Raw genomic sequence first — 22,537 nt, forward strand, 5'->3', positions numbered from 1 at the left:
CCCGGCTCGCTCAGCCGCCGGTCGGCTCAGCGGGCCAGGCGCTTGGCGAACTCGGCCGCCGCGGCGCCCGGGTCGTCGGCCTCGGTGATCGCCCGCACCACGACGACCCGCGTGACCCCGTGGGACATGACCTCGTCCAGGTTGGCCAGGTCGATGCCGCCGATGCCGAACCACGGCCGGTCGGTGCCGAGCGATGCCGCGTGCCGCAGCAGCGCGGGCCCCGGCGCGGACCGGCCGGGCTTGGTGGGCGTGGGCCAGATCGGGCCGCAGCAGAAGTAGTCGACGCCCTCCTCCACCGCGGCGGCGGACGCCTCGGCGGTGGAGTGGGTGGACCTGCCGATGAGGACGTCGTCGCCGAGTATCTCTCGCGCGACCCTCACGGGCAGGTCGTCCTGCCCCAGGTGGAGCACGTCGGGCCGGGCGGCGTGGGCCACGTCCGCCCGGTCGTTGACCGCCAGCAGCCTGCCGTGCCGGTCGCACGCGTCGCGGAACACCTCCAGCAGCGCGAGCTCCTCGCGCGCCTCCAGCCCCTTCTCGCGGAGCTGGACGATGTCCACGCCGGCCGCCAGCACGGCGTCGAGGAACTCGGCCAGGTCGCCGCGTTCGCGACGGCCGTCGGTGCAGAGGTAGAGCCGGGCGTCAGAAAGCGAGGGCCTGGGCACGCCGCTTGACCTCGGTATGACGACCGGCCTTGATCGCCTGGACGGGCGACCCCGGCAGCGAGTCGTCGGGGGTGAAGAGCCAGCGCAGCGCCTCGACGTCGTCGTATCCGGCGTCCTGCAGCACGGTCAGCGTGCCCGGCAGGCCCTTCATCACGTCCTTCTCGTCGATGAAGACCGCGGGCACCTGCGGCCCACCGCCGCCGCGGCGGACGCCGAGCAGCTTGTGGTCCTTGAGGAGTTGCTTGGCCCTGCCCAGGGACAGCCCCAGGCGCTCGGCCACTTCGGGAAGAGTGAGCCACTCGTCGACGAGCTGGTCGGTCTCCCGGTCGATCTGTGCAACAGAAAGCGTCACGGAACCACAACTACCACATGCCACGCTGGCTCAAACAACACAATCTCGTAGCGAAATATCGGGATCTACCAGGCGGTTCGCGTCGAGCCGCCGTCCGGCCTCCATGAGGCGGCGCCCCTGGACCAGGTCGCGCGGCCGGTCGACGGTCAGCACGGCGGCGAGCGTGTCGTCGCCGGTCAGCCAGACGGCCGACCACTTGCCAGCGGGCTCGCCCCGGTACAGCAGCCGGTCGGCGGCCTCGCGGTGACCGGCGTACTGGAGCATGTGGCCGAACTGCTCCGACCAGAAGTACGGCACCGGGTCGTAGACGGCCTCCTCGCCGAGCAGGGAGGCGGCGGCCACCTCGGGCGCGCCGAGCGCGGTGTCCCAGTGCTCGACCCGCAGCCGGGCCTGGTAGCGGCGCGACCACCAGGCGGCGCAGTCGCCGACGGCGACCACCCCCGGCAGCGAGGCACGCAGGTGCTCGTCGGTGACGACGCCGTTGTGCAGGTCGATGTCGGCCCCGGCCAGCCACTCGACGGCCGGGCGGACGCCGATGCCGGTGACGACCACGTGCGCCGGCACGAACTCCCCGCCGACCAGCTCGACGCCGCCCTCCTCGACCGAGGAGACCATCGTCTCCAGCCGCAGGTCGATGCCGTCGTACCAGCTCAGGGTGCGGGCGCCGACCTCGGCGCCGACGGCGTGCGCGAGCGGCGCGGGGCCGGCCTCGATCACGGTCACCTCGCAGCCGACCCGGCGGGCGGCGGTGGCCACCTCGGCGCCGATCCAGCCGGCGCCGATGACCACCACGCGGGCGCCGGGCACGAGCCTCGCGCGCAGCTCCAGCGCGTCGTCGAGGGTGCGCAGGACGTGCTGCGGACCGTCGCCCGGCACCGTGATGGGCTCGGCGCCGGTGGCGATGACCAGGCCGTCGTAGGCCAGCTCGCCCTCGGTGGTCTCCACGACGCCCGGCCGCAGCGCCTTCGCGCCGACGCCCGGCCGGAAGTCCACCCGCAGCGCGGCCGCGTCGAAGTCGACGAAGCTGGAGTCACTGGCGCCCAGCAGGACGGCCTTGGACAGCGGGGGGCGGTCGTAGGGGCGGTGGCGCTCCTCGCCCACGAGGGTGATCGCGCCGTCGAACCCGCCCGCCCGCAGCGCCTCGATGCTCCGCACACCCGCCAGGCCCGATCCGACCACCACGACATGGTTCACGGTCAAGACCATAACGGGCCGGTGCCGGCGTGTCGCAGCGAGGGCTTAGGGTGGAGGCGTACGACGCGCGGGAGTCCGGCCGCACCGGGCTGAGAGGAAGGCTGCACGGGCCTTCGACCGCAAGACACCTGATCCGGATCATGCCGGCGAAGGGAGCGCGCATGGAAGTGATCGTGGGCGGCGGGATCGTCGGGCTGACGATCGCCTGGCGGCTGTCCCGGGCGGGACGCGCGGTGACCGTGGTGGACCCTGCTCCCGGCACGGGCGCCTCGCACGCGGCGGCGGGCATGCTGGCGCCGGTCAGCGAGGTCACCTACACCGAGGAGCCGCTGCTGCGGCTCGGCGTCGCCTCGCTGGGCAGGTGGCCGTCCTTCGTCGCCGAGCTGACCGCCGACGCCGGTCTGGACGCCGCTTCGCACGCCGGCGGCGGTCCGGGCGTCCCGGCGGCCGGGCGGGCCGGGCTCGGTGTGGACCTGCGGCACGACGGCACGCTGGACGTGGCGTTCGGGGCCGACGACCTGGCGGCGCTGGACGAGCTGGCGGAGTTCATGGCCAAGCTGGGGCTCGCGGTGGAGCGGCTGACCGGCCGCGAGTGCCGCCGTCTGGAGCCCATGCTGGCGCCGTCGGTGCGCGGCGGGCTGCTCGCGGCCGAAGACGCGTGGGTGGACCCGCGCCGGGTCACGGCGGCGTTGCTGGCCGCCCTGGAGCGGCGCGGCGTCCCGCTGGTGCGCGCCCGGGTGACGGGACTGCTGCGCGAGGGCGGCGCGGTCCGCGGGGTGCTGCTGGACCGCGCTCCGGACGAGCTGCGGGCGGACGGCGTGGTGCTGGCGGCCGGCGCGTGGAGCGCCGAGCTGGCCGACGTCCCGGTGCGGCCGGTCAAGGGGCAGATCATGCGGCTGCGCTCCCCCGAGCCGCTCCTGAGCCGGTGCGTGCGCGGCACGGTGCACGGCGCGTACGTCTACCTGGTGCCGCGCGGCGACGGCGAGCTCGTGGTGGGGGCGACGCAGGAGGAGCTGGGGTTCGACACGCGGGTGACGGCCGGCGGCCTGTACGAGCTGCTGCGCGACGCCCGCGAGCTGGTGCCCGGGGTGACGGAGCTGGAGGTCGCCGACGTGGTGGCCGGGCTGCGTCCCGGCACGCCGGACAACATCCCGTACATCGGCCCGAGCGGCACCCCGGGGCTCACCCTGGCCACCGGGCACCACCGGGGCGGCGTCCTGCTGGCCCCGCTCACGGCGGCCATCCTGCTGGGCGAGGAGCCCGAGCTGGCGGCCCTGTGCTCCCCGTCGCGGACCACGGCCCGGCCCGCCGGGTGACCCTGTGCCCCCCGGGCCGGGGCCCGGGGCTCCACCCTCAAGGAGTTGGGATGAAAGTGACGATCAACGGCGACGCCCGCGAGGTGCCCGACGGCACGACCGTGGCGCAGGCCGTACGGATCCTGACCGGCGCCACCAGCGGGGTGGCGGTGGCCCTGAACGACGAGGTGGTGACGCGCGGCACCTGGGACTCCACGCGGCTGCGCGACAGCGACCGCGTCGAGGTGCTGACGGCGGTGCAAGGTGGATGACCTGATCATCGCGGGCGAGAAGTTCTCCTCGCGGCTCATCATGGGCACGGGCGGCGCCCCCTCGCTGGAGGTGCTGGACCAGGCGCTGGTCGCCTCCGGCACCGAGCTGACCACGGTCGCGATGCGACGGCTCGACCCGGCGGCGCGCGGGTCGGTGCTGGACGTGCTGCGGCGGCGCGACATCAAGGTGCTGCCCAACACGGCGGGCTGCTTCACCGCGGGCGAGGCCGTGCTGACCGCCCGGCTGGCCCGCGAGGCGCTCGGCACCGACTGGGTCAAGCTGGAGGTGATCGCCGACGAGCGGACGCTGTTGCCCGACCCCATCGAGACGTTCGACGCGGCGGAGCGGCTGGTCGCCGACGGGTTCGTCGTGCTGCCGTACATCGGCGACGACCCGGCCCTCGCGCGCCGCCTGGAGCAGGCGGGCTGCGCGGCGGTCATGCCGCTCGGCGCACCGATCGGCTCCGGGCTCGGCATCCGCAACCCGCACAGCATCGAGCTGATCGTCGAGGCGGCCTCCGTGCCGGTGGTCCTGGACGCGGGCATCGGCACGGCCAGCGACGCCGCGCTCGCGATGGAGCTGGGCTGCGACGCGGTGCTCCTCGCCACGGCGGTCACCCGGGCGCAGCGGCCCGACCTCATGGCGACGGCCATGCGCGGCGCCGTGCAGGCGGGGCGGCTCGCCCGCCTGGCCGGGCGCATCCCCCGCCGCCGCCACGCGGAGGCGTCCTCACCGATGACCCCTTGACGCGCTCCCCGGGATGAATCCCGGGGATTCTCGCCCGTGCCGCGTGGGCTCACGCGGCACCTGGAAGGCTTCCTCGTTCACCGGGCCGCGCCACCGCACGCGGTGGTCCTACCTGCCCTCCGGAGGCGTTTAGCCTCTCCGCCCGTCCGTCGGCGAGAATGTTGATCGCTGCGTTGACGTCCCGGTCGTGGACCGTCCCGCAGACACAAGCCCATTCCCGGACACCGAGCGGCATCGCCTCAGCGATCGCGCCGCACTCCGAGCAGAGCTTGGAGGACGGGAAGAACCGGCCGATCCTCGCGAAGTCCCGCCCATACAGCTTCGCCTTGTACTCCAGCATGGCCACAAAAGACGACCAGCCCGCATCGTGGACGCTCTTGGCCAGCTTCGTGCGCGCGAGCCCGTTGACCGCCAGGTCCTCCACGAACACCGCTTGGTTGTCGCGGATGATCTGTGTGGAGGCCTGGTGGTGGAACTCACGGCGCGCGTCGGCGACCTTCGCGTGCTGGCGAGCGACCTGGAGCCGCGCCTTGGCCCGGTTCTTCGATCCCTTCTCCTTACGCGACAGCCTCTTCTGAAGTTTGCGGAGCTTCTTCTCCGCGTGGCGCAGGAAGCGGGGCGAGCCGATCTTCCGCCCGTCGGCCAGAACCGCGAAATGCCCCAGCCCCAGATCGATCCCCGTCTCGGCCTCGGCCTCGGGCAACTCCTGCTCGGCGATCTCGACCACGAACGAGGCGAAATACCTGCCTGCCGCGTCCTTGATCACGGTCACGCTGGACGGCTCGGACGGCAACGCCCGCGACCAGCGCACCGCAACATCGCCGATCTTCGGCAGGGACAGCTTCTCCCCCACCTTGAACCGGGCGTTCCTGGTGAACCGGATCGCCTGCCGCAGGTCCTTGCGCGACCGGAACCGGGGCGGGGCGGCCTTGGGACCCTTGCGCCTGCCGCTGATGCCGGCGAAGAAGTTGCGATACGCCATGCAGGCGTCCGCGAGGGCCTGCTGGAGCACCACTGCCGACACCTCGCCCAGCCACGCCCGCTCCGGGTGCTGCTTGGCGTGGGTGATGACACGCTTGGACAACTCTCCGTCACTGATGAACGGCAGTCCCTCGGCGTGGGCGTGGCGGCGCAACGCGAGCGCGTCGTTGAACACCACCCGCGCGCACCCGAACGCCTTCGCCAGCGCGATGCGCTGGCCGGGGGACGGGTCCAGGCGGAAGGAATAGCGCAACTGCACGACCACATCCTAGGGTTGGCTTATGGCCGGACACAGCGATATCAGAACCGGAAGACATTGCGTATTCCTGCTTCATGCCCACTTGGTTTTCGTGACGAAATTCCGGCATCCGGTCTTCACCGACACTCATCTGACTCGCCTGGAAGAGATCACGCGGTCGGTGTGCGCGGACTTCGAGACCGAGTTGGCCGAGTTCGACGGCGGGGACGATCACGTCCACCTGCTGGTGAACTTCCCTCCCAAGGTCGCCCTGTCGAAGCTGGTCAACAGCCTCAAGGGCGTCTCCTCACGCAGACTGCGCCAGGAGTTCCCCGAACTGGCCGCCCACTACTACCGGGCCAACAAGCTATGGTCGGGCTCGTACTTCGCCGGGAGCGTCGGCGGCGCCCCGCTCTCGATCGTGCGCCAGTACATCGAGCAGCAGAACCGGCCGGTCTGACCGTGGTGACCCCGGTCCGCCTGGCGGCGAATCGACTGTTCCTGCCCCGCTCCGTGGGAGAGTCCGTTTCACCCCCGGCCTGAAGGCCGGAGCACTACGGACGAATCCGGTAGCGGGCGGCACGCCGGGCCTGCGCGGGGCCTGCCCCGCCGGGGTCGCGGGCGTTCCAGGCCCGGGTCGGACGAGGGCCACGGCTCGGCATCGTTTGGGATGGTCAGGACGTGCCGGGCCTCAATCGCCCGTAAACTCGGCGACGTGGACACGACGACTGCGGACGCCCTCGTCGGGCGGCTCCTCGATGGGCGCTACCGCATCGAGTCCCGCATCGCGCGGGGCGGCATGGCGACCGTCTACCTCGCGCTCGACGTCCGGCTCGACCGCACCGTGGCCCTGAAGGTCATGCACCGGTCGCTGGCCGAGGACCCGTCGTTCGTGCGCAGGTTCATCGGCGAGGCCAAGTCCGTGGCCAGCCTGTCCCACCCCAACGTGGTGGCCGTCTTCGACCAGGGGACCGACGGCGACGTGGTCTACCTGTCGATGGAGTACGTGCCGGGCAGGACGCTGCGCGACATCCTGCGCGAGCGGGGCAGGCTGCCGGCGCGCGAGGCGCTGGAGATGGTGATCCCGGTGCTCGCGGCGCTGGGCGCGGCCCACCAGGCCGGGATGGTGCACCGCGACGTCAAGCCGGAGAACGTCCTGCTGACCGCCGACGGCCGGGTCAAGGTCGTGGACTTCGGCCTGGCCCGCGCGATCGAGGCCTCCGGTCAGACCCGCACCGGCATGATGATCGGCACGATCGGCTACATGTCGCCCGAGCAGGTGACGACGGGCGCGGCCGACGCGCGCAGCGACGTCTACTCGACGGGCATCATGCTGTTCGAGCTGGTGACCGGCCAGCCGCCCTACGACGGCCAGACGCCGATGTCGGTGGCCTACCGGCACGTCCACGACACCGTTCCGGCGCCGTCGTCGCTGGTCCCAGAGGTGCCGCCGCAGGTCGACGCGCTGGTCGCGCAGGCCACCGCCCGCGAGCCCGGCGACCGTCCCGCCGACGCGACCGCGATGCTGGTGGCGGCCGTCGAGACGCACCGCCTGCTGCCCCGGCTGACCGACCCCGCCGCGTCCCGCACGCAGCACTCGCAGCCCTACCGGCAGCAGCCCCCCTCGTCCCCGTCACAGGCGTCCCCGTCACAGCCGTACCCGTCGCAGCCGCACTCGGCGCCGCAGTACCCGTCGCAGCCGCACTCCGGCGCGCACTCGCTGCCGCAGCAGGCTCCCCAGCCGACGCGGACGATGCCGGCGACCGGGGCCGGCCCGGCTGCCGGCCTGCCCGGTCACACGCTCGTCCAGCCGCGCGCCGAGGCCCCGGCGCCGCAGGGGCGCCGGAGGGTGCTCCGCTCGACGTGGGTCCTGGTCGCGCTGGCCGCGGTGATGGTGGTGGCGATCGCGGCGACGGGCGTCTACTTCTCGCAGACCCGTTCGGTGACCGTGCCGAGCGGGCTGGTCGGCAAGAACGTCGTCGTGGCCGAGCAGAACCTCACCTCCCGCGGTTTCAAGGTGCGCCAGGCGCCCGGCCAGTACGACGAGAACGTCGCCGAGGGCCTCGTGCTCAGCACCGACCCGGTCTCCGGCAAGGAGGTCGACACCGGCACCACGGTCACGCTGGTGCCGTCGCTGGGCCCCAAGCGGGTGCTGGTGCCCAAGGTGCAGGGCCTGACCGAGAGCGACGCCCGGCTGGCGATCGCCAAGGCCGGCCTCACCGTGGGCACGGTCAGGCGGCTGCCCAGCCAGCAGGTCGAGCGCGGCGCGGTGATCCGCACCTCGCCGCAGGTGGGCGAGAAGGTCAGGGAGGGCTCGAAGGTCGGCGTCTTCGTCAGCGCCGGCCTGGTGATGCCCGACGTGGCCGGCATGACCAAGAACGAGGCCGCCGCCTACCTGCAGGAACAGGGCTTCCAGGTGCAGGTCAACGAGGTGGACGACGACGCCGAGCCGTGCACGGTCATCGCGCAGTCGCCCACGGCCAAGACCGAGGTCGACAAGGGCTCGATGGCGATGGTCACGGTGGCGCGCTGCACCGACGACTTCTGGGGCTGGTTCAACCGCGGCGACGAGGACGACGAGGCGCGTGACGACCAGCAGTTCGCGCTGGTGCCGCAGGTGATGGGCAAGAACGTCAACGACGCCAAGCAGGAGCTGGAGCAGCTCGGCTTCAAGGTCAAGATCCGCCGGCTGGGCAACGGCGGCGTGGTGCGCTTCCAGCGTCCGCTGCCCAACAGCGAGCGCCCGCCGGGTTCGCTCGTCATCCTCTGGCACTAGGCCGGTCAAGGCGGGGTGGCCGCGCCTCAGGCGAGGTGGCCGTGCAGCCGCACCCTGGCCAGCCCGCCGTCGGGGAAGATGTCGACCCGTACGTGCGTGACCGGCTCCGCGGGTGGCAGGCGGAAGCGGTGGGGGGTGTCGGGCTGGAGCCTCGTCCGGGACAGCAGCTCGATCTCGCGGTCGCCGTCGCCGGCGGGCCGGCCGGTCAGCGACACGGCGGCCGGGGCGTTGAAGATCAGGTTGGTGGTGTCGATCTCGGCCAGCCGGACGACACCGGGCCCGGCCAGCCGGATGACGAGCCAGTCGTTGCCGTCGTCGCGGCGGCGGGCGGTCTCCCAGCCCTCCGCCTGGTGGCGGGCCAGGCCGGGGGCGATGACGTTGTTGGGCGAGGAGTAGAACTCGTCGGAGCAGGCGGTGACCAGGCCGCCGTTCTGCAGTGCGGCCAGGTCGAGGCTGAGGCCGTCGTACAGCGACAGGTCGGGACGCGCCTCGCCGTGGACGCGCAGCCGGGCGACGCCGCCGTCGGGGTAGGCGTTCAGCCGCACGTGGGTGTAGCGGCCCGGGTCGGTCACGGGCAGGTGGTGCTCGGCGTCGCCCCGCAGGGCGGTGCGGGGCACGATCTCGGTCCAGACGGCCCGTTCGAGCTCCGCCGGTGACGGGTGGCCGTCGGCGGCCGTGGCGTCCACCGACGCGTACGGCGGGTAGTTGCCTTTGAACCAGGCCGTGTCGATGACCACGCCGTGGACGACGCCGGGCAGGCCCAGCCGGACGATCGCCCAGTCGTGGCCGGGTTCGCGGCGGCGCCGGGTCTCCCAGCCGTCGTACACCTGGCCCTTGCCGCCGAACGTCTCGGCCTGGAAGCCGGGCCGTCCGGGGCGGATGAGGCTCTCCTTCTCGGCGAACGACTCGTCGCTGGCGGCCACGACCGAGCCGCCGAGGGTGCGCAGGGCCAGGTCGGGCAGGGACGTGAAGGCGGTCATCTCCGGCTCTCCGAACACTGCTCGCCGAACAGGAACACGCCGTGCGGCTCGCCGTCCACCGGCCTGCCGCGCAGCCAGGTGGTGAGGACGGCGCCCCGGAGGGTGCGGCCGTGGTAGGGCGTGACGGGGTTGCGGTGGTGGAGCCGGCGGGCGTCCACGGACACGGTGGCGCCGGGGTCGAAGGCGACCAGGTCGGCGTCGGCGCCCGGCACGATGGCCCCCTTACCGGGGACGCGGGCCAGGGCGGCGGGGCCGGCCGCCATCCAGCGCGCCACGGCGGCCAGGCCGTGGCCGCGGCGGGACGCCTCGGTCCAGACCGCGGCCAGCCCGAGCTGGAGGGAGGCGACGCCGCCCCAGGCGGCGGCGAAGTCGGGCACCTTCAGGTCGGGGGTCGAGGGTGAGTGGTCGGAGACGACGCAGCTCAGCACGCCGCGGGCCAGGCCGTCCCAGAGGAGGTCGCGGTTGGCCGCGGAGCGGATCGGCGGGCAGCACTTGAAGCTGGTGTCGCTCTCGGGCACCTCCTCGGCCGTCAGGGTCAGGTAGTGCGGGCACGTCTCGGCGCTGAGGCGCACCCCGTCGGCCTGGGCGGCGGCCAGGGGTTCCAGGCAGTCGGCGCTGGAGACGTGCAGGATGTGCGTCCGCGCGCCGGTCTCGCGGGCGAGCCCGATCACCCGCTCGACCGCGCGCCGCTCGGCCGCTCCCGGCCGCGAGTCCAAGAAGTGCCGGTACGTGGGGCCGCCCGGCTCGCCGAGCAGCGCCGGGTCCTCGGCGTGCACGATCAGGAGCCCGTCGAACGCGGCGATCTCCTCCATCGCCCGGCGCACCTCGGGCGGCCGCAGCGGCGGGAACTCCTCGACGCCCGACGGCGACAGGAAGCACTTGAACCCGAAGACGCCGCGGTCGTGCAGCGGCCGCAGGTCCTTGACGTTGCCCGGCACCGCGCCGCCCCAGAAGCCGACGTCCACGTGGCACTGCCCGCCGGCGGCGCGCAGCTTGGCGTCCAGGGCGGGCACGTCCACGGTGGGCGGCAGCGAGTTGAGCGGCATGTCCACGATCGTGGTGACGCCGCCGGCCGCGGCCGCCCGGGTGGCCGTGGCGAACCCCTCCCAGTGGGCCCGGCCCGGCTCGTTCACGTGCACGTGGGTGTCGACCAGGCCCGGCAGGAGGGCCAGGTCGCGCAGGTCGACGTCCTCGGCCGCGGCGAGGGGGGCGGCGTAGTCGTGCAGCGCGGCGATCCTGCCCCCGCTCACGGCCACGGCGGCGGCGCGCTCGCCGTCGGGCGTGACCGTGCGCCGGGAACGGACGACGAGGTCGAAGCCCGCCGTCCCGGGGCCGGCGGGACCGGGGGCCGTCATGTGAGCCCGCGGTCGGCGGCCAGCCGGGCGGCGAGCCGTTCGAGGAGCGGTCCGGCGTCGGCCATGCACCGGGCCGGGTCGGGCTCCAGGTCGGTCAGGGCGTAGGCGGCCTCGATGCCGGCGGCCTTCAGCTCGGCGTCGGTGAGGGTGCGCCGGCCGCAGACGGCGACCACCGGGACGCCCGCCTCGGCGGCGGCCTGCGCGACGCCGACGGGGGCCTTGCCGCGCAGCGACTGCTCGTCCAGCGACCCCTCCCCCGTGATCACCAGCCGCGCCCCGCGCACGAGGTCGCCGAAGCCGAGCAGGTCGAGCAGGTAGTCGATGCCCGGCCGGATCTCGGCGTGCAGGAAGGCCAGCGCCGCGAACCCGACTCCGCCGGCGGCGCCCGCTCCGGGCGCCCCCGCGACGCCCATGGGGCGCGGCCTGTCGTCGTGCTCCACCGCGCCGGCCAGGCCGTGGGTCCGGGTCGCCACGGCGGCCAGCCTGCCGAGGGCGGCGTCGAGCATCCTGACGTCGTCGGGGGTGGCGCCCTTCTGCGGGCCGTAGACGGCCGCGGCGCCGTGCGGGCCGAGGAGGGGGTTGTCGACGTCGCTGGCCACCACGAACTCCACACCCGAGACGTCGGCGAGGTTCGCAATGTCGATGCGGTCGAGGGTGGTGAGGGCGGCGCCGCCGGGACCGAGCTCGTCGCCGTTCGCGTCGAGCAGGCGCGCGCCGAGGGCCTGAACCATGCCCGCGCCCCCGTCGGTGCACGCGCTGCCGCCCAGCCCGAGGACGATCCGCCGGGCGCCCCTGCCGAGGGCGTGGGCGATCAGCTCGCCGGTGCCGCGGCTGGTGGCGGTGAGGGGCTCCAGCCCGCCGGGCAGGCGGCGCAGCCCGGACGCCTCCGCCAGCTCGACCACGGCCGTGGGCCGCCCGGCCGGGCCGTCGCCGGCGGGCGTGCCGGTGGGCGTGCCGGTGGGGTGCCAGGCGTACGACGCCTGGACGGGCTGCCCGGTCGGGCCCGTCACCTCGACGGTGACCCGGGTGAAGCCGCAGGCGACGACCGCGTCCACCGTGCCGTCACCTCCGTCGGCGACCGGCAGGCGGACCGCCGGCACCCCGAGACCGGCCGACACCCTGTCGGCGACCTCTGCGGCCGTCAGCGACCCCTTGAACTTGTCGGGGGCGACAAGCACGTGCTCAACCACTACGAACTCCCACGCGACGACGGACGGTGGCCGCACGCCCGTCCGGGCCCGGGTCGGGCGGCGGGGCGTGCCGGCGTCGACTCATCATCACACCTGCCTCGCGGCGGCCGCGTCACGGGTGGACCTCGGCGGAGACGGCGACCCCCTGCTCCCCGGCCACCCGGATGAGCCGGCGGTGCGCCCGTACCCCGGCCGCGCCCGCCGCGTCGTGCGGGACCGTGCGCAGCTCGTCGTCCTCCACCACCGTCTCCCCGCCGACCAGCAGCCGCGCCAGCGGCGGCTGCCGGGTGGCGAAGACCAGCGCGCACACCGGGTCGTCCAGCGCGGCGGCGAAGGCGCCGTCCGTCCGCCACAGCGCGATGTCGGCGAGCTTGCCCGGCTCCAGCGTGCCGAGCTCCCGCTCGCGGCCGAGGTTGCGCGCCCCGCCGAGCGTGGCCAGCTCCAGCGCCTGCCTGGCGGTCAGCGCCGTGGGCCCGTACCTGGCCCGCTGGAACAGCAGCGCCTGCCGCATCTCCCCCGCCAGGCCGGTCAGCTCGGCCGAGGCGCTGCCGTCGACGCCGAGGCCGACGTTCGCGCCGCGTCGCAGCATGTCCGACACGCGGGCGATGCCGGCGCCGAGCCGGCCGTTGGAGGACGGGCAGTGCGCCGAGCCGGTGCCGGTCGCGGCGAACACGCCGATGTCGGAGTCGCTCAGGTGCACCGCGTGCGCCACCCACACGTCGGAGCCGAGCCAGCCCAGCTTCTCCATGTACGCGACCGGGCGCATGCCCGTCTGGCGCAGGCAGAGCTCCTCCTCGTCGAGCGTCTCGGCGAGGTGGGTGTGCAGGCGGACGCCCTTGGACCTGGCCAGCTCGGCCGCCTGGGTCATCAGCTCGGCGCTGACGGAGAACGGCGAGCAGGGGGCGACGGCGACCCGCAGCTTGGAGGAGAACGACGGGTCGTGGTGGGCGTCCACGGCCTCGGCCGTGGCGTCGAGGATCTCGTCGAGCCGTTCGACGACCTCGTCGGGCGGCAGCCCGCCCTGCGACCGGCCTCGGTCCATCGAGCCGCGCGCCGGGTGGAAACGCAGGCCCACCGCGCGGGCGGCCTCGATCTCGGCGGCGAACAGGTCGCCCCGGCCCTTGGGGAAGAGGTAGTGGTGGTCGCTGGAGGTCGTGCAGCCGGACAGCGCCAGGTGGGCCAGCCCCGCGGTGGCGGCGCCCTCGACGACCTCGGCGTCCATGGCGGCCCACACCCGGTAGAGCGCCACCAGCCACTCGAACAGCGTCGCGTCCTGGGCCAGGCCCTGCGAGGCCCACTGGTACAGGTGGTGGTGGGTGTTGACCAGGCCGGGCGTGGCCAGGCAGCCGGACCCGTCGATCCTGGCGGCGCCGGGCGCGGTGGGCGCCTCGGCCATGGGGCCGAGCGCGGCGATCCGGTCGCCGGTGACCAGGATGTACCCGGAGGCGATCTCGGGGCCGGCGACGGGCGCGAGGTAGGCGTTCTCGATCAGCGTCGAGGTCCCGGCCGGTGTCACGGCGCCGCCTTGCGCGCCGCCGCGAGCCGCACGGCGTCGAGGATCTTCTCGTAGCCCGTGCACCGGCACAGGTTGCCGGCCAGCGCCTCGCGGATCTCCGCGTCGCAGGGCCGCGCGACCCGCTCGATCAGGTCGTGTGCCTGCACGATCAGGCCGGGCGTGCAGAAGCCGCACTGGACGGCCCCGCACTCGACGAACGCCTCCTGCACCGGGTCGAGCCGGTCGCCGTCGGCGAGTCCTTCGACGGTGCGCACCCGGCGGCCCTCGGCCTGCCCGGCGGCGACCAGGCAGGCGCAGACGGGCGTGCCGTCCAGGTAGACCGTGCAGGAGCCGCACTCGCCCTGCTCGCAGGCGTTCTTCGAGCCGGGCAGCCCGACCCGCTCGCGCAGCACGTACAGCAGGCTCTCGCCCTCCCACACGTCGTCCACGGTCTCCTCGCGGCCGTTGACGGTGAACGTGACCCGCATCAGGCGGCCCTCCTTCCCAGGTGGTCGTCCCACGCCCAGGTGAGCGTGCGGCGGGCCAGCACGTCGATGGCGTGCCTGCGGTAGGCGGCGGTGCCGCGCACGTCGTCGATCGGCGCGGCGGCCGCCGCGCACAGCTCGCCGAAGCGTCGCAGCAGCGCCGGATCCAGCGGCCCGGCCCAGTCGAGCTCCGCGCGCAGGAACTCCTCGGCCTCCGGCGCCCGCAGCGGGGTCGGCGCGGCGGAGCCGATGCCGGTGCCGACCCGCCGCTCGTGCGGGTGCAGCGCGACGGCGAACGAGCACACCGCGATCACCATGGCGTTGCGGGTGCCGACCTTGGAGAAGTACTGCGGGCCGGCGGCGCCGGCGACCCTGACGGCCCTGATCAGCTCGTCGGGCAGCAGCGCCGAGCGTTTCACGCCGAGGTAGAACTCGGCGGCCGGGATCAGCCTGACGCCCCGCTCGCGCGATTCCACCTCGACGACCGCGCCGGCCGCGAGCAGCGGCGGATGGCTGTCGCCGGCGGGTGAGGCGGCGCCGAGGTTGCCGCCGACGGTGCCGCGGTTGCGGATCTGCGGCGAGCCGACCGTCCGCGACGCCTGCGCCAGGCCCGGCAGCGCGCCGCCCAGCTCCTCGATGACCGTCGCGTACGGCACGCCCGCGCCCACCCGGTACGTGCCGTCCGTCACGCTCCAGGAGCGCAGCTCGGCCACCCGCGTGAGGTCGAGCAGGGCGGCGGGCCTGCGCACGCCGAAGTTGATCTCGACCATCACGTCGGTGCCGCCCTGCAGGGGCACCGCCTCGGGCAGGTCCGCCTTGGCGGCCAGCGCCTCCTCCCACGTCGTGGGGCGCAAGAAGTCCATCGCTCTACTCCCAGGCGAACGCGGCGTCGGGGGCGTCCTGGCGCAGCACCGCGCCTTCGATCAGGCCGTACGGGCGGTCGGCGGCGTGGTACACCTCGCCGTCGTTGTCGAGGCCGAACGGTGTCAGGTCCACGAGGAAGTGGTGCCTGTTGGGCAGAGTCAGCCGCACCTCGCAGATCTCCTCGCAGGTCTGGAGGGCCCGCTCTCCCATCGCGTAGAGCGTCTGCTGCAACGACAGGCTGTACGTGCCGGCGAACGCCTCCAGCAGGCTCTGCCGCACCCGCGCGTAGGAGGAGGCGTGGGAGGGGGTCTCGCCGGTGTGCCGCCAGCGGGCCGTGACGGCGGTGGCGAGGACGCGGTCGGTGGCCGGGGCGAGGGTGGTGTACTCGTCGACGACGAAGCCGTGGAACTCCGAGCCGGTCGTGTTCAGCACGACGAGGTCCGTCAGGCCGGACACGACGGTGGTGCGCCCGTCGCGGTCGTGGTGCACGACGCAGGTGCGCACCTCGCCCGCGTCGCGCACGAACGAGTGCCGGGTGACGGGGAGGCGGTTCCAGGCGTACTCCTCGATCTCGACCCTGGCGTGGTGGATCGTCGGCTGGGAGCCGACGAAGTGCCGGGCCAGCAGCAGCGCGAAGTCCTCGATCTGGTCCACGCCGTGCTTCCTGGCGAAGGCGTAGACGGTGTTCTTCTGCGTGTCGGTGGGCAGCACGGCCGAGTTGTCGCCGGTCAGGTGGACGGGCTCCATGGCGCCGGACAGCGAGGTGCTGACGTTCAGGTCCTTGAGGTGGTGGGTGGCGCCGTCCCGGGTGACGCGGACGAGCCTGGTCTCCGCCTTGCCGTAGCGGTTGGGCCCCAGGATGATCGGCATCTAGCTCCCTCGGTAGGTGGAGTAGGCGTACGGGCTGAGCAGCAGCGGCACGTGGTGGTGCGCCGAGGGGTCGCTGACGGTGAAGGCGATGACGACCTCGGGGTAGAAGGTGTCGTCGAGGTAGCCGCCGGTGTCGAAGACGACGCGGTTGACGCCGGGGCCGGCCTTCCAGCCCTTGATGCGGCCGTCGCCGTCGGTGCGACCCTCGGCCACGACCCGGCCGCCGTGCTCCAGCCGGACGAGGAGGCCGGCGGCGGGGCGGCCGGTGACCGCGTCGAGCACGTGGGTCGAGAAGCTCACGGGGCCTCCCCGAGGAGTTTGGCGATCCGCAGCCGGGTGATCCGGGCCAGGTGGTCGCGGACGACGCCGCGCTCGGTGTCGTCGTCGTTGCCGAGGCGCTCGCGCAGCCCGGCGAGCATCTCGGTGCCGGTCAGGCCGGTGGCGCAGACCAGGTGGACGTGGCCGAAGCGGTCCTCGTAGGCCCGGTTGCCGTCGGCGAGGGCCTGGCGCAGCCCGTCCTCCCCGCCGTCCGCCCCGCTGCCGGCCGCACCGGCCCCCAAGCCTGCCTGCTCCTGCCGGGACCAGGCCGCCTCCCTGCCGGCGCCGCCGGGGCGGGCGCCGATGCGGGGGTGGGCCTCGAGCGCTTCGAGCACGTCCGGCCAGCCCAGGGCGCGCACGGCCGCCTCGGCGGCGTCGGCCAGCGCCCCGGGGCCGGGGTACGGGCGGCCGGCCGTGACGGCCGCCGCGAAGGCGCGGGAGGCGCAGCAGGCCAGCAGGTCCCGCTCCGCGTCCTCGGGCGCCAGGGCGTTGAACCGGTCGAGGCCGGCGCGCGTGTGGGGCATGCCAGCAGTACACACATGTCCGTCGTGCCCGGTCCATCCGTAAGAACTCTCAACTGTCCAACCGGTTGTCCAGGACTTTTCGTGGCATGCTCCAAGCGCACGAGGCGGGCGGCGGCGGGCCGCCCGGCGGTCGCCCGACCGGCGCGCGGCGGGCCGCCGGTCGGCGCCCGGACGGGGGTGCCGGGCGGGCCTCTAAACTGGTCCCACCATGACCCCACGCTCTCTCATCGGCGGGCACGTGTCCGTCACCGGCGGCCTGGCCACAGGCGGCCTGAAGTACATGGCCGAGATCGGCGCCGAGATGATCCAGGTGTTCGTCACCAACCCGCGCGGGTGGGCGCTGGCCGAAGGCAAGCCGGAGCAGGACACCAGGCTGGCCGAGTCGGGCGTCGACACCTTCGTCCACGTGCCCTACCTGGCCAACTTCGGCTCACCCAGCCCCGAGACGCTCGCCAACTCCATCGCGCTGGTCCGCCACACGCTGCGGCGCGGCGTCGCCACCGGGGCCAAGGGGGTCGTCGTCCACACGGGCTCGGCCGTGACCCAGCCGCGCGACGCGGCGATGCGCCAGCTCCACGAGCACCTGCTGCCGCTGCTCGACGAGATCCCCGACGGCGGGCCCGACCTGCTGCTGGAGCCGATGGCCGGACAGGGCGCGATGCTGTGCGCCACCGTCCAGGACCTGGAGCCCTATCTCGAGGCGCTCGACTGGCACCCGCGGGCCGGCGTCTGCTTCGACACCTGCCACGCCTTCGCCGCCGGTCACGATCTGACGACCGCCGACGGGGTGCGGGAGACGTTCGACGCCCTGCACAAGATCGCTCCAGGGCGGCTGAAGCTGATCCACGCCAACGATTCCAAGGACGACTGCGGCTCCAAGAAGGACCGCCACGAGAACATCGGGGCCGGCCGCATCGGCACCCAGGCCTTCGCCGACCTGATGCGCCACCCGGCGGCCGCCGGCGTGCCGATCTGCATCGAGACCCCGGGCAAGGTCGACCAGCACCGCGCCGACATCGAGCTGCTCAAGCGCCTGCGCGACGGCTGATTATCCAGACGGGCGGGTCGCGTGGGGGGCGGGTCGTGTTGGGGCGCCCGCTCGCGACCCGGCGCCCCCGTTCGGCCGGCTCGCGCTCTGCCCGCAAGTGGAGCGGGCGCCCCTTCACGTACCCGGCGGGCGGGCCCCTACCCCCGGTCAAGGGCCCGACAGCCGTGGTGACCAGTCGCGGTCACCGGTGAGTCCAGCGCATCAGGCCGACGGGTGAGCCCCCCGGCTCGTCCACCCGATGCGCCGGAGTGGCTTGTCCGATGCGCAAACACTACGAGTGCGATCTTGTGGCTGACACCCCGTTCCCGCACAGCGCGGCGAACGGTCTGTAGTCATCGACATACGGAGCGTGTTTGTGGGTCGAGCGGTCGTTCCGGCGCGACGAGCGGTCATTCAAGGGGCTCGTACGCGCACAATGCCCCTCCGGGCGGCGGGCCGGTGACGGTGGCGGGCGGAGCCGGCCAGGGGGTGGCCGGGCATGACCAGGGACATCGCCCCGGCGCCGCGCGAGCCACCCGTCCCCGCCGCACACCGGCAGGCGTGCGCGCACACCTCTCCCCTTCACACCCACTCCCCCCCCGGCGGGTGCGGGGCACGAGCGGCGGGGAGAGGGCGGGCAGGGACGGGAGTGGGTCCGGATACGGGCGGGACGGGGTCAGGAGAGGGCGGTGCGGTGCTGGTGGACCAGTTGTTCGCGGACCTGGCGGGTGTGGCGGCGGCTGACCTGGAGCGTCTCGGTGCCGACCGTCAGCGTCACCCGGCCGCCCTCGAACCTGAGCTCGCTGACATGCCGGCTGGACACCAGCGTGCTCCGGTGCACCCGGATGAAGCCCGCCTCCGCCCAGCGGCGTTCGAGGGCGGCCAGCGACATGCGCACCAGGTAGCTGCCGTCCACCGTGTGCAGCCGCACGTAGTCACCCTTGGCCACGGCGAACCACACCGACTGCTGCGGCACGAACCTGGTGCGCCCGCCCAGTTCGACCGGGATGACGTCCTCCTGGCCGGGTTCGGCGGCGGCGGGTGAGGCGGCCACCTGGAGCCTGCGGACGGCCTCGGCCAGGCGGGCGGCCCTGACGGGCTTGAGGAGGTAGTCGACGGCCTCCAGTTCGAACGCCTGCACGGCGCACTCCTCGTGTGCCGTCACGAAGACGAGCTTGGGCGGACTGGGGAAGCCGCCGACGAGGCGGGCCAGGTCGAGACCACTGAGGCCCGGCATCTGGATGTCGAGGAACACCCCGTCGAGCCGCTCACCGGTGCCGATCATCTGCACCATGTCCTGTAATGCCGTGACACCGTCGCAGGCGGTGGTCACGTGCTCGACCCGGGAGTCCTGGCGGAGCAGGTATGCCAGCTCCTCCAGTGCGGGCTGTTCGTCGTCGACGGCCAGGAGACGCAGCATGCCACCTACGCTGACGCAAGAACGCCAAGGTCACAAGCGATACGCAAACCCTGAGTAAAGATTTGGCTACAATGAGCTGATTGCGGGCGCGGGAAAGTGCGCGAGGTCCTAGGGCGGACCCTCGCCCGGCTCCTCCTGGTAGGAGTAGCGCTGCTCGCCCCATGGGTCGGCCACGTTGTGGTAGCCGCGGTCCTCCCAGAAGCCGCGACGGTCTTCGAGAAGATACTCCACGGCACGCACCCATTTCACGCTCTTCCACGCGTACAGGTGCGGGACGACGGCGCGCACCGGGAAGCCGCGGTCGGGGTTGAGCGGTTTGTCGTCGAGCTCCAGGGCGAACAGCGTGCCGGGGGCGGTGAAGTCGGTCATCCGCACGTTGGCGCTGTAACCGTACTCCGCCCAGATCATCACGTGCCGCACGCCGGGACCGGGCGGCGCGGCCTCCAGGAGGGTGGACGGGCTGACGCCACGCCACTCGTTGCCCATGATCGAGAACTTGGTGACGCAGTGGAAGTCGGCGAGCACGCTCGTCCGGGGCAGACTCTCGAACTCCGGCCAGGTGAAGCAGTGCTCCTCACCCGAGGCGGTCGCCCCGAAGACGCGCAGGTCCCAGCTCGCCGGCCGGAACGAGGGCACCCTGCCGTAGTGGATCACTGGCCGGCCGCGCGGGATGTACTGTCCCGGAGGCAGGCGCGGCTGCTCCACGATCACTCCCCTCGCATGGCGTCGCGGTCGTGAGCCATCCTCCCACCGGCCTTCGGGTGCCTCGCGATCGGGTGGGTGCGCTAGCATGACAGGACTATGCGCACCGCGATCCAGTTTTGGTATGGCGACGGACCCGAGTCCGTTCGCCATCTGACGCTGCGCTAGCAGACAGGCGAACACCAGGCCCCGGGTCCTCATGGACCCGGGGCCTGCTGTGTTTTCCGGCACTTTCCCTCATCAGCTTTACGGACAAGGAGACAGGACATGGTCATCGTGATGGGCCCGGAGGCCACCGCGGACGATCTCACGTCGATCGTCGCGGTCGTTCAGGCGGCCGGGGTCGAGGCTTTCGTCAGCAAGGGCGTGCAGCGCACGATCGTCGGGCTGGTCGGCGACGTCACCCAGCTCGACGCGGCGGCCCTGCGTGGCATGGGCGGGGTGGCCGAGGTGATGCGGGTGTCGGCCCCGTACAAGCTGGTGAGCCGGGACAACCACCCGGACCGCTCGACCGTCCGCGTGGGCGGGGTGCCGATCGGCCCGGACACGGTGACGCTGATAGCGGGGCCGTGCGCGGTGGAGACACCGCGGCAGACCCTGGAGGCGGCCCTGATGGCCAAGGCGGCGGGCGCGACCCTGCTGCGCGGCGGCGCCTTCAAGCCGCGCACGTCGCCGTACGCGTTCCAGGGGCTCGGCGAGGAGGGGCTGCGCATCCTGGCCGGCGTGCGCGAGGAGACGGGCCTGCCGGTGGTGACGGAGGTGGTCGACGCGCAGGACGTGGACCTCGTCGCCTCGTACGCCGACATGCTGCAGGTCGGCACGCGCAACGCGCAGAACTTCGCGCTGCTGCAGGCCGTCGGGGCCGCCGGCAAGCCGGTCATGCTCAAGCGCGGCATGAACGCCACGATCGAGGAGTGGCTGATGGCGGCCGAGTACATCGCGCAGCGCGGCAACCTCGACATCGTGCTGTGCGAGCGCGGCATCCGGACGTTCGAGACGGCCACGCGTAACACGCTGGACGTCTCGGCGGTGCCGGTGGCGCAGCGGCTGTCGCACCTGCCGGTGATCGTGGACCCGTCGCACTCCGGCGGCCGCCGCGACCTGGTGCTGCCGCTCACCCGGGCGGCCATCGCGGTCGGCGCCGACGGCGTGATCATCGATGTGCACCCGCAGCCTGAGCTGGCGCTGTGCGACGGTCCGCAGGCTCTCGTCGACGGTGACCTGGAGGAGCTCGCGGGCGTGCTGCGCGACCTGCCGCCGCTGCTCGGCAAGACGGCGGCGGCGCTGACCGCCTGACCCGGCGCTCCGGGCCGGTGCGTGACGGCACCGGCCCGGAACCCCGCGGCGCGGCGGTGAGGTGTCAGGCTCCCGCCGTGCCGCGGCCGGGCACGGTCACGACTCCAGGGTGTACTCCTGGATCGAGTCGGCGAGCTGGACGACGAGTTCCTCGGCGTCCAGCCGCTTCTCGATCTGCTTCAGGTCCTCGATCTTGGCGCGGGTCTCGGCGCGCTTGGGGGCCAGCAGGCTGCAGCAGTCTTCGTCGGGCAGCTCGGAGATCTCCAGCGTGCCGATGCGCCGCGCCTCGGCCATGATCTCCGTCTTGTCCCAGCCCACCAGGGGGCGCAGGATCGGCAGGTCCACCGCGTGGTCCTGGGCGGTGATGTTGGCCAGCGTCTGGGACGACACCTGGCCGAGCGCGTCGCCGGTGACCAGCGCGGCGGCGCGGATGCGATGGGCGACCTCCTCGGCCGTCTTGAGCATGAGCCGCCGCTGCGCGATGACCGCCAGGCGGTCCTCGCCCGAGGTGCGGATCGACTGCTGGGCCTTGCCGAACGGCACCACCCACAGCCGCGACCCGCCCTGGAACCGGTCGAGCTTCCTGACCAGCGCGTAGGCCTTGTAGATGGACTCGGACGTGGTGAACGGGATGCCCGAGAAGTGCAGGAAGTCGACGTGGAGGCCGCGCCGCATCATGCGGTAGGCCGCCACGGGCGAGTCGATGCCGCCCGACATGAGCACCAGCGCCCGGCCGCTGCTGCCGACCGGGAGGCCGCCCTGCCCGGGCAGGCCGCCGGTGAAGACGAACACCTCGTCGCGGTCGACCTCGATGAACAGGGTCAGCTCGGGCTTGCGCAGGTCGACGGGCAGGCCGTACTCGTCGTTGATGGCGCCGCCGACCAGCCGGTCGAGCTCGTTGGAGCGCAGCGGGAAGCGCTTGTCGCGGCGGCGGGAGCGGACGGCGAACGGCGCGCCGCGCTTGACCTCGTCGCGGTCGCGCAGCAGCTCCAGCCCGGCCTTGAGCACCGTGTCGGGGTCCTTGGCGACCCGCCAGGCGGGGTGGATCCACACCAGGCCGGGCACGTCGGCCACCCGCTCGGCGACGATCTGGGCCTGCTCGGCGGTGGCGCCCGTGGGCAGGAACATGGCGATGACGCCGTGCCGGCGGCGTACGTCCGCCTTGATGTCGAGATCTCTGATGGCGGCGCGGATGTTGGCGATGAGGCGTCGCTCGAACAGCTCGCGGTTCTTGCCCTTGAGGACGATCTCGCCCAGCTTGAGCAGAACGCACGGCTCGCCCAGGGCGGACATCGTCATGGTGGGACCTCCGGAGGAAGACGGGACGGCGCGGTGCGGAAACGCCGCGACCCATCGAGTTTAGTCCGCGTCCGGCGGGCAACCAGCAGCCCGAGGATCTCTCACGTTTCCCGACACGCCCGATTGACAGATAGTCCGGATATCCATGCAAATGGGACAAGGCTGCTGCGACAATCCGGAGACCCCTAATGCAA

23 protein-coding genes and 1 riboswitch are annotated in these 22,537 nt (G+C 73.3%); of the genes, 7 read left to right on the forward strand and 16 right to left on the reverse strand.

What is annotated here, in order from left to right; all coding sequences use genetic code 11:
• Nucleotides 1-26: 26 nt before the first annotated feature.
• The 3 genes from thiE to FHU36_RS02895 are packed head-to-tail and all read right to left on the reverse strand — an operon-like array spanning nt 27 to nt 2,208.
• On the reverse strand, nt 27-662 hold the full coding sequence (gene thiE, locus FHU36_RS02885) for a thiamine phosphate synthase (protein WP_185082254.1): 636 nt from the start codon (nt 660-662) through the stop codon (nt 27-29).
• On the reverse strand, nt 640-1,014 hold the full coding sequence (locus tag FHU36_RS02890) for an Rv2175c family DNA-binding protein (RefSeq protein ID WP_185082255.1): 375 nt from the start codon (nt 1,012-1,014) through the stop codon (nt 640-642). The genes thiE and FHU36_RS02890 overlap by 23 nt, the downstream gene beginning before the upstream one ends.
• A 30-nt stretch (nt 1,015-1,044) precedes the next feature.
• Nucleotides 1,045-2,208 (reverse strand): NAD(P)/FAD-dependent oxidoreductase, encoded by a 1,164-nt coding sequence (locus FHU36_RS02895; RefSeq protein WP_312891408.1) that lies wholly within the window; start codon nt 2,206-2,208, stop codon nt 1,045-1,047.
• 57 nt (nt 2,209-2,265) lie between these two features.
• Nucleotides 2,266-2,380, forward strand: a riboswitch (TPP riboswitch).
• On the opposite strand from FHU36_RS02895, the gene FHU36_RS02900 reads away from it, so the two are divergent.
• The 3 genes from FHU36_RS02900 to FHU36_RS02910 all read left to right on the forward strand — a co-directional run bounded on the left by FHU36_RS02900 (nt 2,370) and on the right by FHU36_RS02910 (nt 4,523).
• Nucleotides 2,370-3,524: an FAD-dependent oxidoreductase gene (locus FHU36_RS02900; RefSeq protein ID WP_185082257.1), complete on the forward strand. Its 1,155-nt coding sequence runs from the start codon at nt 2,370-2,372 to the stop codon at nt 3,522-3,524. Its footprint overlaps the riboswitch before it by 11 nt.
• A gap of 50 nt (nt 3,525-3,574) precedes the next feature.
• Entirely contained in the window at nt 3,575-3,775 is a 201-nt protein-coding gene (thiS, locus tag FHU36_RS02905; RefSeq protein ID WP_185082258.1) for a sulfur carrier protein ThiS, read from the forward strand.
• Nucleotides 3,768-4,523 carry a thiazole synthase gene (locus FHU36_RS02910; protein ID WP_185082259.1) on the forward strand — a complete coding sequence of 252 codons (756 nt, stop codon included), beginning with the start codon at nt 3,768-3,770 and terminating at the stop codon, nt 4,521-4,523. The genes thiS and FHU36_RS02910 overlap by 8 nt, the downstream gene beginning before the upstream one ends.
• Nucleotides 4,524-4,572: 49 nt before the next feature.
• Here the strand turns inward: FHU36_RS02910 and FHU36_RS02915 are convergent, their stop codons facing one another.
• The gene (locus tag FHU36_RS02915) at nt 4,573-5,763 is read right to left on the reverse strand and encodes an RNA-guided endonuclease InsQ/TnpB family protein (protein ID WP_185082260.1); all 1,191 of its coding nucleotides are present in this window, start codon (nt 5,761-5,763) and stop codon (nt 4,573-4,575) included.
• A 22-nt stretch (nt 5,764-5,785) separates the two neighbouring features.
• Here FHU36_RS02915 and tnpA point away from each other — a divergent pair, with 22 nt between their 5' ends.
• Nucleotides 5,786-6,202 carry an IS200/IS605 family transposase gene (gene tnpA / locus FHU36_RS02920; protein ID WP_185082261.1) on the forward strand — a complete coding sequence of 139 codons (417 nt, stop codon included), beginning with the start codon at nt 5,786-5,788 and terminating at the stop codon, nt 6,200-6,202.
• A gap of 255 nt (nt 6,203-6,457) precedes the next feature.
• Nucleotides 6,458-8,518, forward strand: a complete 2,061-nt coding sequence (gene pknB / locus FHU36_RS02925; protein ID WP_185082262.1) for a Stk1 family PASTA domain-containing Ser/Thr kinase — start codon at nt 6,458-6,460, stop codon at nt 8,516-8,518.
• A 26-nt stretch (nt 8,519-8,544) separates the two neighbouring features.
• Here pknB and alc read toward each other — a convergent pair whose 3' ends face one another.
• The 9 genes from alc to uraD form a co-directional block, all read right to left on the reverse strand.
• Nucleotides 8,545-9,498, reverse strand: coding sequence for an allantoicase (alc, locus tag FHU36_RS02930; protein WP_185082263.1), 954 nt, complete (start codon nt 9,496-9,498; stop codon nt 8,545-8,547).
• Complete coding sequence (gene allB / locus FHU36_RS02935; protein WP_185082264.1) at nt 9,495-10,853, reverse strand: allantoinase AllB; 1,359 nt, start codon at nt 10,851-10,853, stop codon at nt 9,495-9,497. The genes alc and allB overlap by 4 nt, the downstream gene beginning before the upstream one ends.
• Nucleotides 10,850-12,043 carry a glycerate kinase gene (locus FHU36_RS02940; protein WP_312891409.1) on the reverse strand — a complete coding sequence of 398 codons (1,194 nt, stop codon included), beginning with the start codon at nt 12,041-12,043 and terminating at the stop codon, nt 10,850-10,852. Before FHU36_RS02940 ends, allB begins: the two co-directional genes overlap by 4 nt.
• A gap of 112 nt (nt 12,044-12,155) precedes the next feature.
• Nucleotides 12,156-13,559, reverse strand: a complete 1,404-nt coding sequence (locus FHU36_RS02945) for an 8-oxoguanine deaminase (protein WP_312891410.1) — start codon at nt 13,557-13,559, stop codon at nt 12,156-12,158.
• A complete protein-coding gene (locus FHU36_RS02950; protein WP_185082265.1) occupies nt 13,556-14,026 on the reverse strand; it encodes a (2Fe-2S)-binding protein in 471 nt (156 codons plus the stop codon). Before FHU36_RS02950 ends, FHU36_RS02945 begins: the two co-directional genes overlap by 4 nt.
• Complete coding sequence (locus tag FHU36_RS02955) at nt 14,026-14,886, reverse strand: FAD binding domain-containing protein (RefSeq protein WP_185082266.1); 861 nt, start codon at nt 14,884-14,886, stop codon at nt 14,026-14,028. Before FHU36_RS02955 ends, FHU36_RS02950 begins: the two co-directional genes overlap by 1 nt.
• Before the next feature lie 4 nt (nt 14,887-14,890).
• On the reverse strand, nt 14,891-15,757 hold the full coding sequence (gene pucL / locus FHU36_RS02960; RefSeq protein WP_185082267.1) for a factor-independent urate hydroxylase: 867 nt from the start codon (nt 15,755-15,757) through the stop codon (nt 14,891-14,893).
• Entirely contained in the window at nt 15,758-16,057 is a 300-nt protein-coding gene (gene uraH / locus FHU36_RS02965) for a hydroxyisourate hydrolase (protein WP_185082268.1), read from the reverse strand. It abuts the gene before it with no gap.
• A complete protein-coding gene (uraD, locus tag FHU36_RS02970) occupies nt 16,054-16,599 on the reverse strand; it encodes a 2-oxo-4-hydroxy-4-carboxy-5-ureidoimidazoline decarboxylase (RefSeq protein ID WP_185082269.1) in 546 nt (181 codons plus the stop codon). The genes uraH and uraD overlap by 4 nt, the downstream gene beginning before the upstream one ends.
• Nucleotides 16,600-16,807: 208 nt before the next feature.
• Between uraD and FHU36_RS02975 the strand changes: the two genes are divergently transcribed.
• Nucleotides 16,808-17,647 (forward strand): deoxyribonuclease IV, encoded by an 840-nt coding sequence (locus tag FHU36_RS02975; RefSeq protein ID WP_185082270.1) that lies wholly within the window; start codon nt 16,808-16,810, stop codon nt 17,645-17,647.
• Between the two features lie 655 nt (nt 17,648-18,302).
• Here FHU36_RS02975 and FHU36_RS02980 read toward each other — a convergent pair.
• Nucleotides 18,303-19,046 (reverse strand): LytR/AlgR family response regulator transcription factor, encoded by a 744-nt coding sequence (locus FHU36_RS02980; protein ID WP_185082271.1) that lies wholly within the window; start codon nt 19,044-19,046, stop codon nt 18,303-18,305.
• 108 nt (nt 19,047-19,154) lie between these two features.
• On the reverse strand, nt 19,155-19,751 hold the full coding sequence (locus tag FHU36_RS02985) for a molybdopterin-dependent oxidoreductase (protein ID WP_312891411.1): 597 nt from the start codon (nt 19,749-19,751) through the stop codon (nt 19,155-19,157).
• Nucleotides 19,752-20,015: 264 nt separating this feature from the next.
• On the opposite strand from FHU36_RS02985, the gene aroF reads away from it, so the two are divergent.
• The gene (gene aroF, locus FHU36_RS02990) at nt 20,016-21,044 is read left to right on the forward strand and encodes a 3-deoxy-7-phosphoheptulonate synthase (RefSeq protein WP_185082273.1); all 1,029 of its coding nucleotides are present in this window, start codon (nt 20,016-20,018) and stop codon (nt 21,042-21,044) included.
• Nucleotides 21,045-21,140: 96 nt separating this feature from the next.
• Here the strand turns inward: aroF and thiI are convergent, their stop codons facing one another.
• Nucleotides 21,141-22,343: a tRNA uracil 4-sulfurtransferase ThiI gene (thiI, locus tag FHU36_RS02995; RefSeq protein ID WP_185082274.1), complete on the reverse strand. Its 1,203-nt coding sequence runs from the start codon at nt 22,341-22,343 to the stop codon at nt 21,141-21,143.
• Between the last annotated feature and the right edge of the window lie 194 nt (nt 22,344-22,537).

The organism is Nonomuraea muscovyensis (genome assembly GCF_014207745.1).
Taxonomy (GTDB): Bacteria; Actinomycetota; Actinomycetes; order Streptosporangiales; family Streptosporangiaceae; genus Nonomuraea; species Nonomuraea muscovyensis.

Coding starts and splice junctions, on each gene's coding strand:
- FHU36_RS02900 (WP_185082257.1), top strand. CDS start 2,370: ATGGAAGTGATCGTGGGCGGCGGGATCGTCGGGCTGACGATCGCCTGG.
- thiS (WP_185082258.1), top strand. CDS start 3,575: ATGAAAGTGACGATCAACGGCGACGCCCGCGAGGTGCCCGACGGCACG.
- tnpA (WP_185082261.1), top strand. CDS start 5,786: ATGGCCGGACACAGCGATATCAGAACCGGAAGACATTGCGTATTCCTG.
- alc (WP_185082263.1), bottom strand. CDS start 9,498: ATGACCGCCTTCACGTCCCTGCCCGACCTGGCCCTGCGCACCCTCGGC.
- allB (WP_185082264.1), bottom strand. CDS start 10,853: ATGACGGCCCCCGGTCCCGCCGGCCCCGGGACGGCGGGCTTCGACCTC.
- FHU36_RS02950 (WP_185082265.1), bottom strand. CDS start 14,026: ATGCGGGTCACGTTCACCGTCAACGGCCGCGAGGAGACCGTGGACGAC.
- FHU36_RS02955 (WP_185082266.1), bottom strand. CDS start 14,886: ATGGACTTCTTGCGCCCCACGACGTGGGAGGAGGCGCTGGCCGCCAAG.
- pucL (WP_185082267.1), bottom strand. CDS start 15,757: ATGCCGATCATCCTGGGGCCCAACCGCTACGGCAAGGCGGAGACCAGG.
- uraD (WP_185082269.1), bottom strand. CDS start 16,599: ATGCCCCACACGCGCGCCGGCCTCGACCGGTTCAACGCCCTGGCGCCC.
- FHU36_RS02975 (WP_185082270.1), top strand. CDS start 16,808: ATGACCCCACGCTCTCTCATCGGCGGGCACGTGTCCGTCACCGGCGGC.
- FHU36_RS02980 (WP_185082271.1), bottom strand. CDS start 19,046: ATGCTGCGTCTCCTGGCCGTCGACGACGAACAGCCCGCACTGGAGGAG.
- aroF (WP_185082273.1), top strand. CDS start 20,016: ATGGTCATCGTGATGGGCCCGGAGGCCACCGCGGACGATCTCACGTCG.
- thiI (WP_185082274.1), bottom strand. CDS start 22,343: ATGACGATGTCCGCCCTGGGCGAGCCGTGCGTTCTGCTCAAGCTGGGC.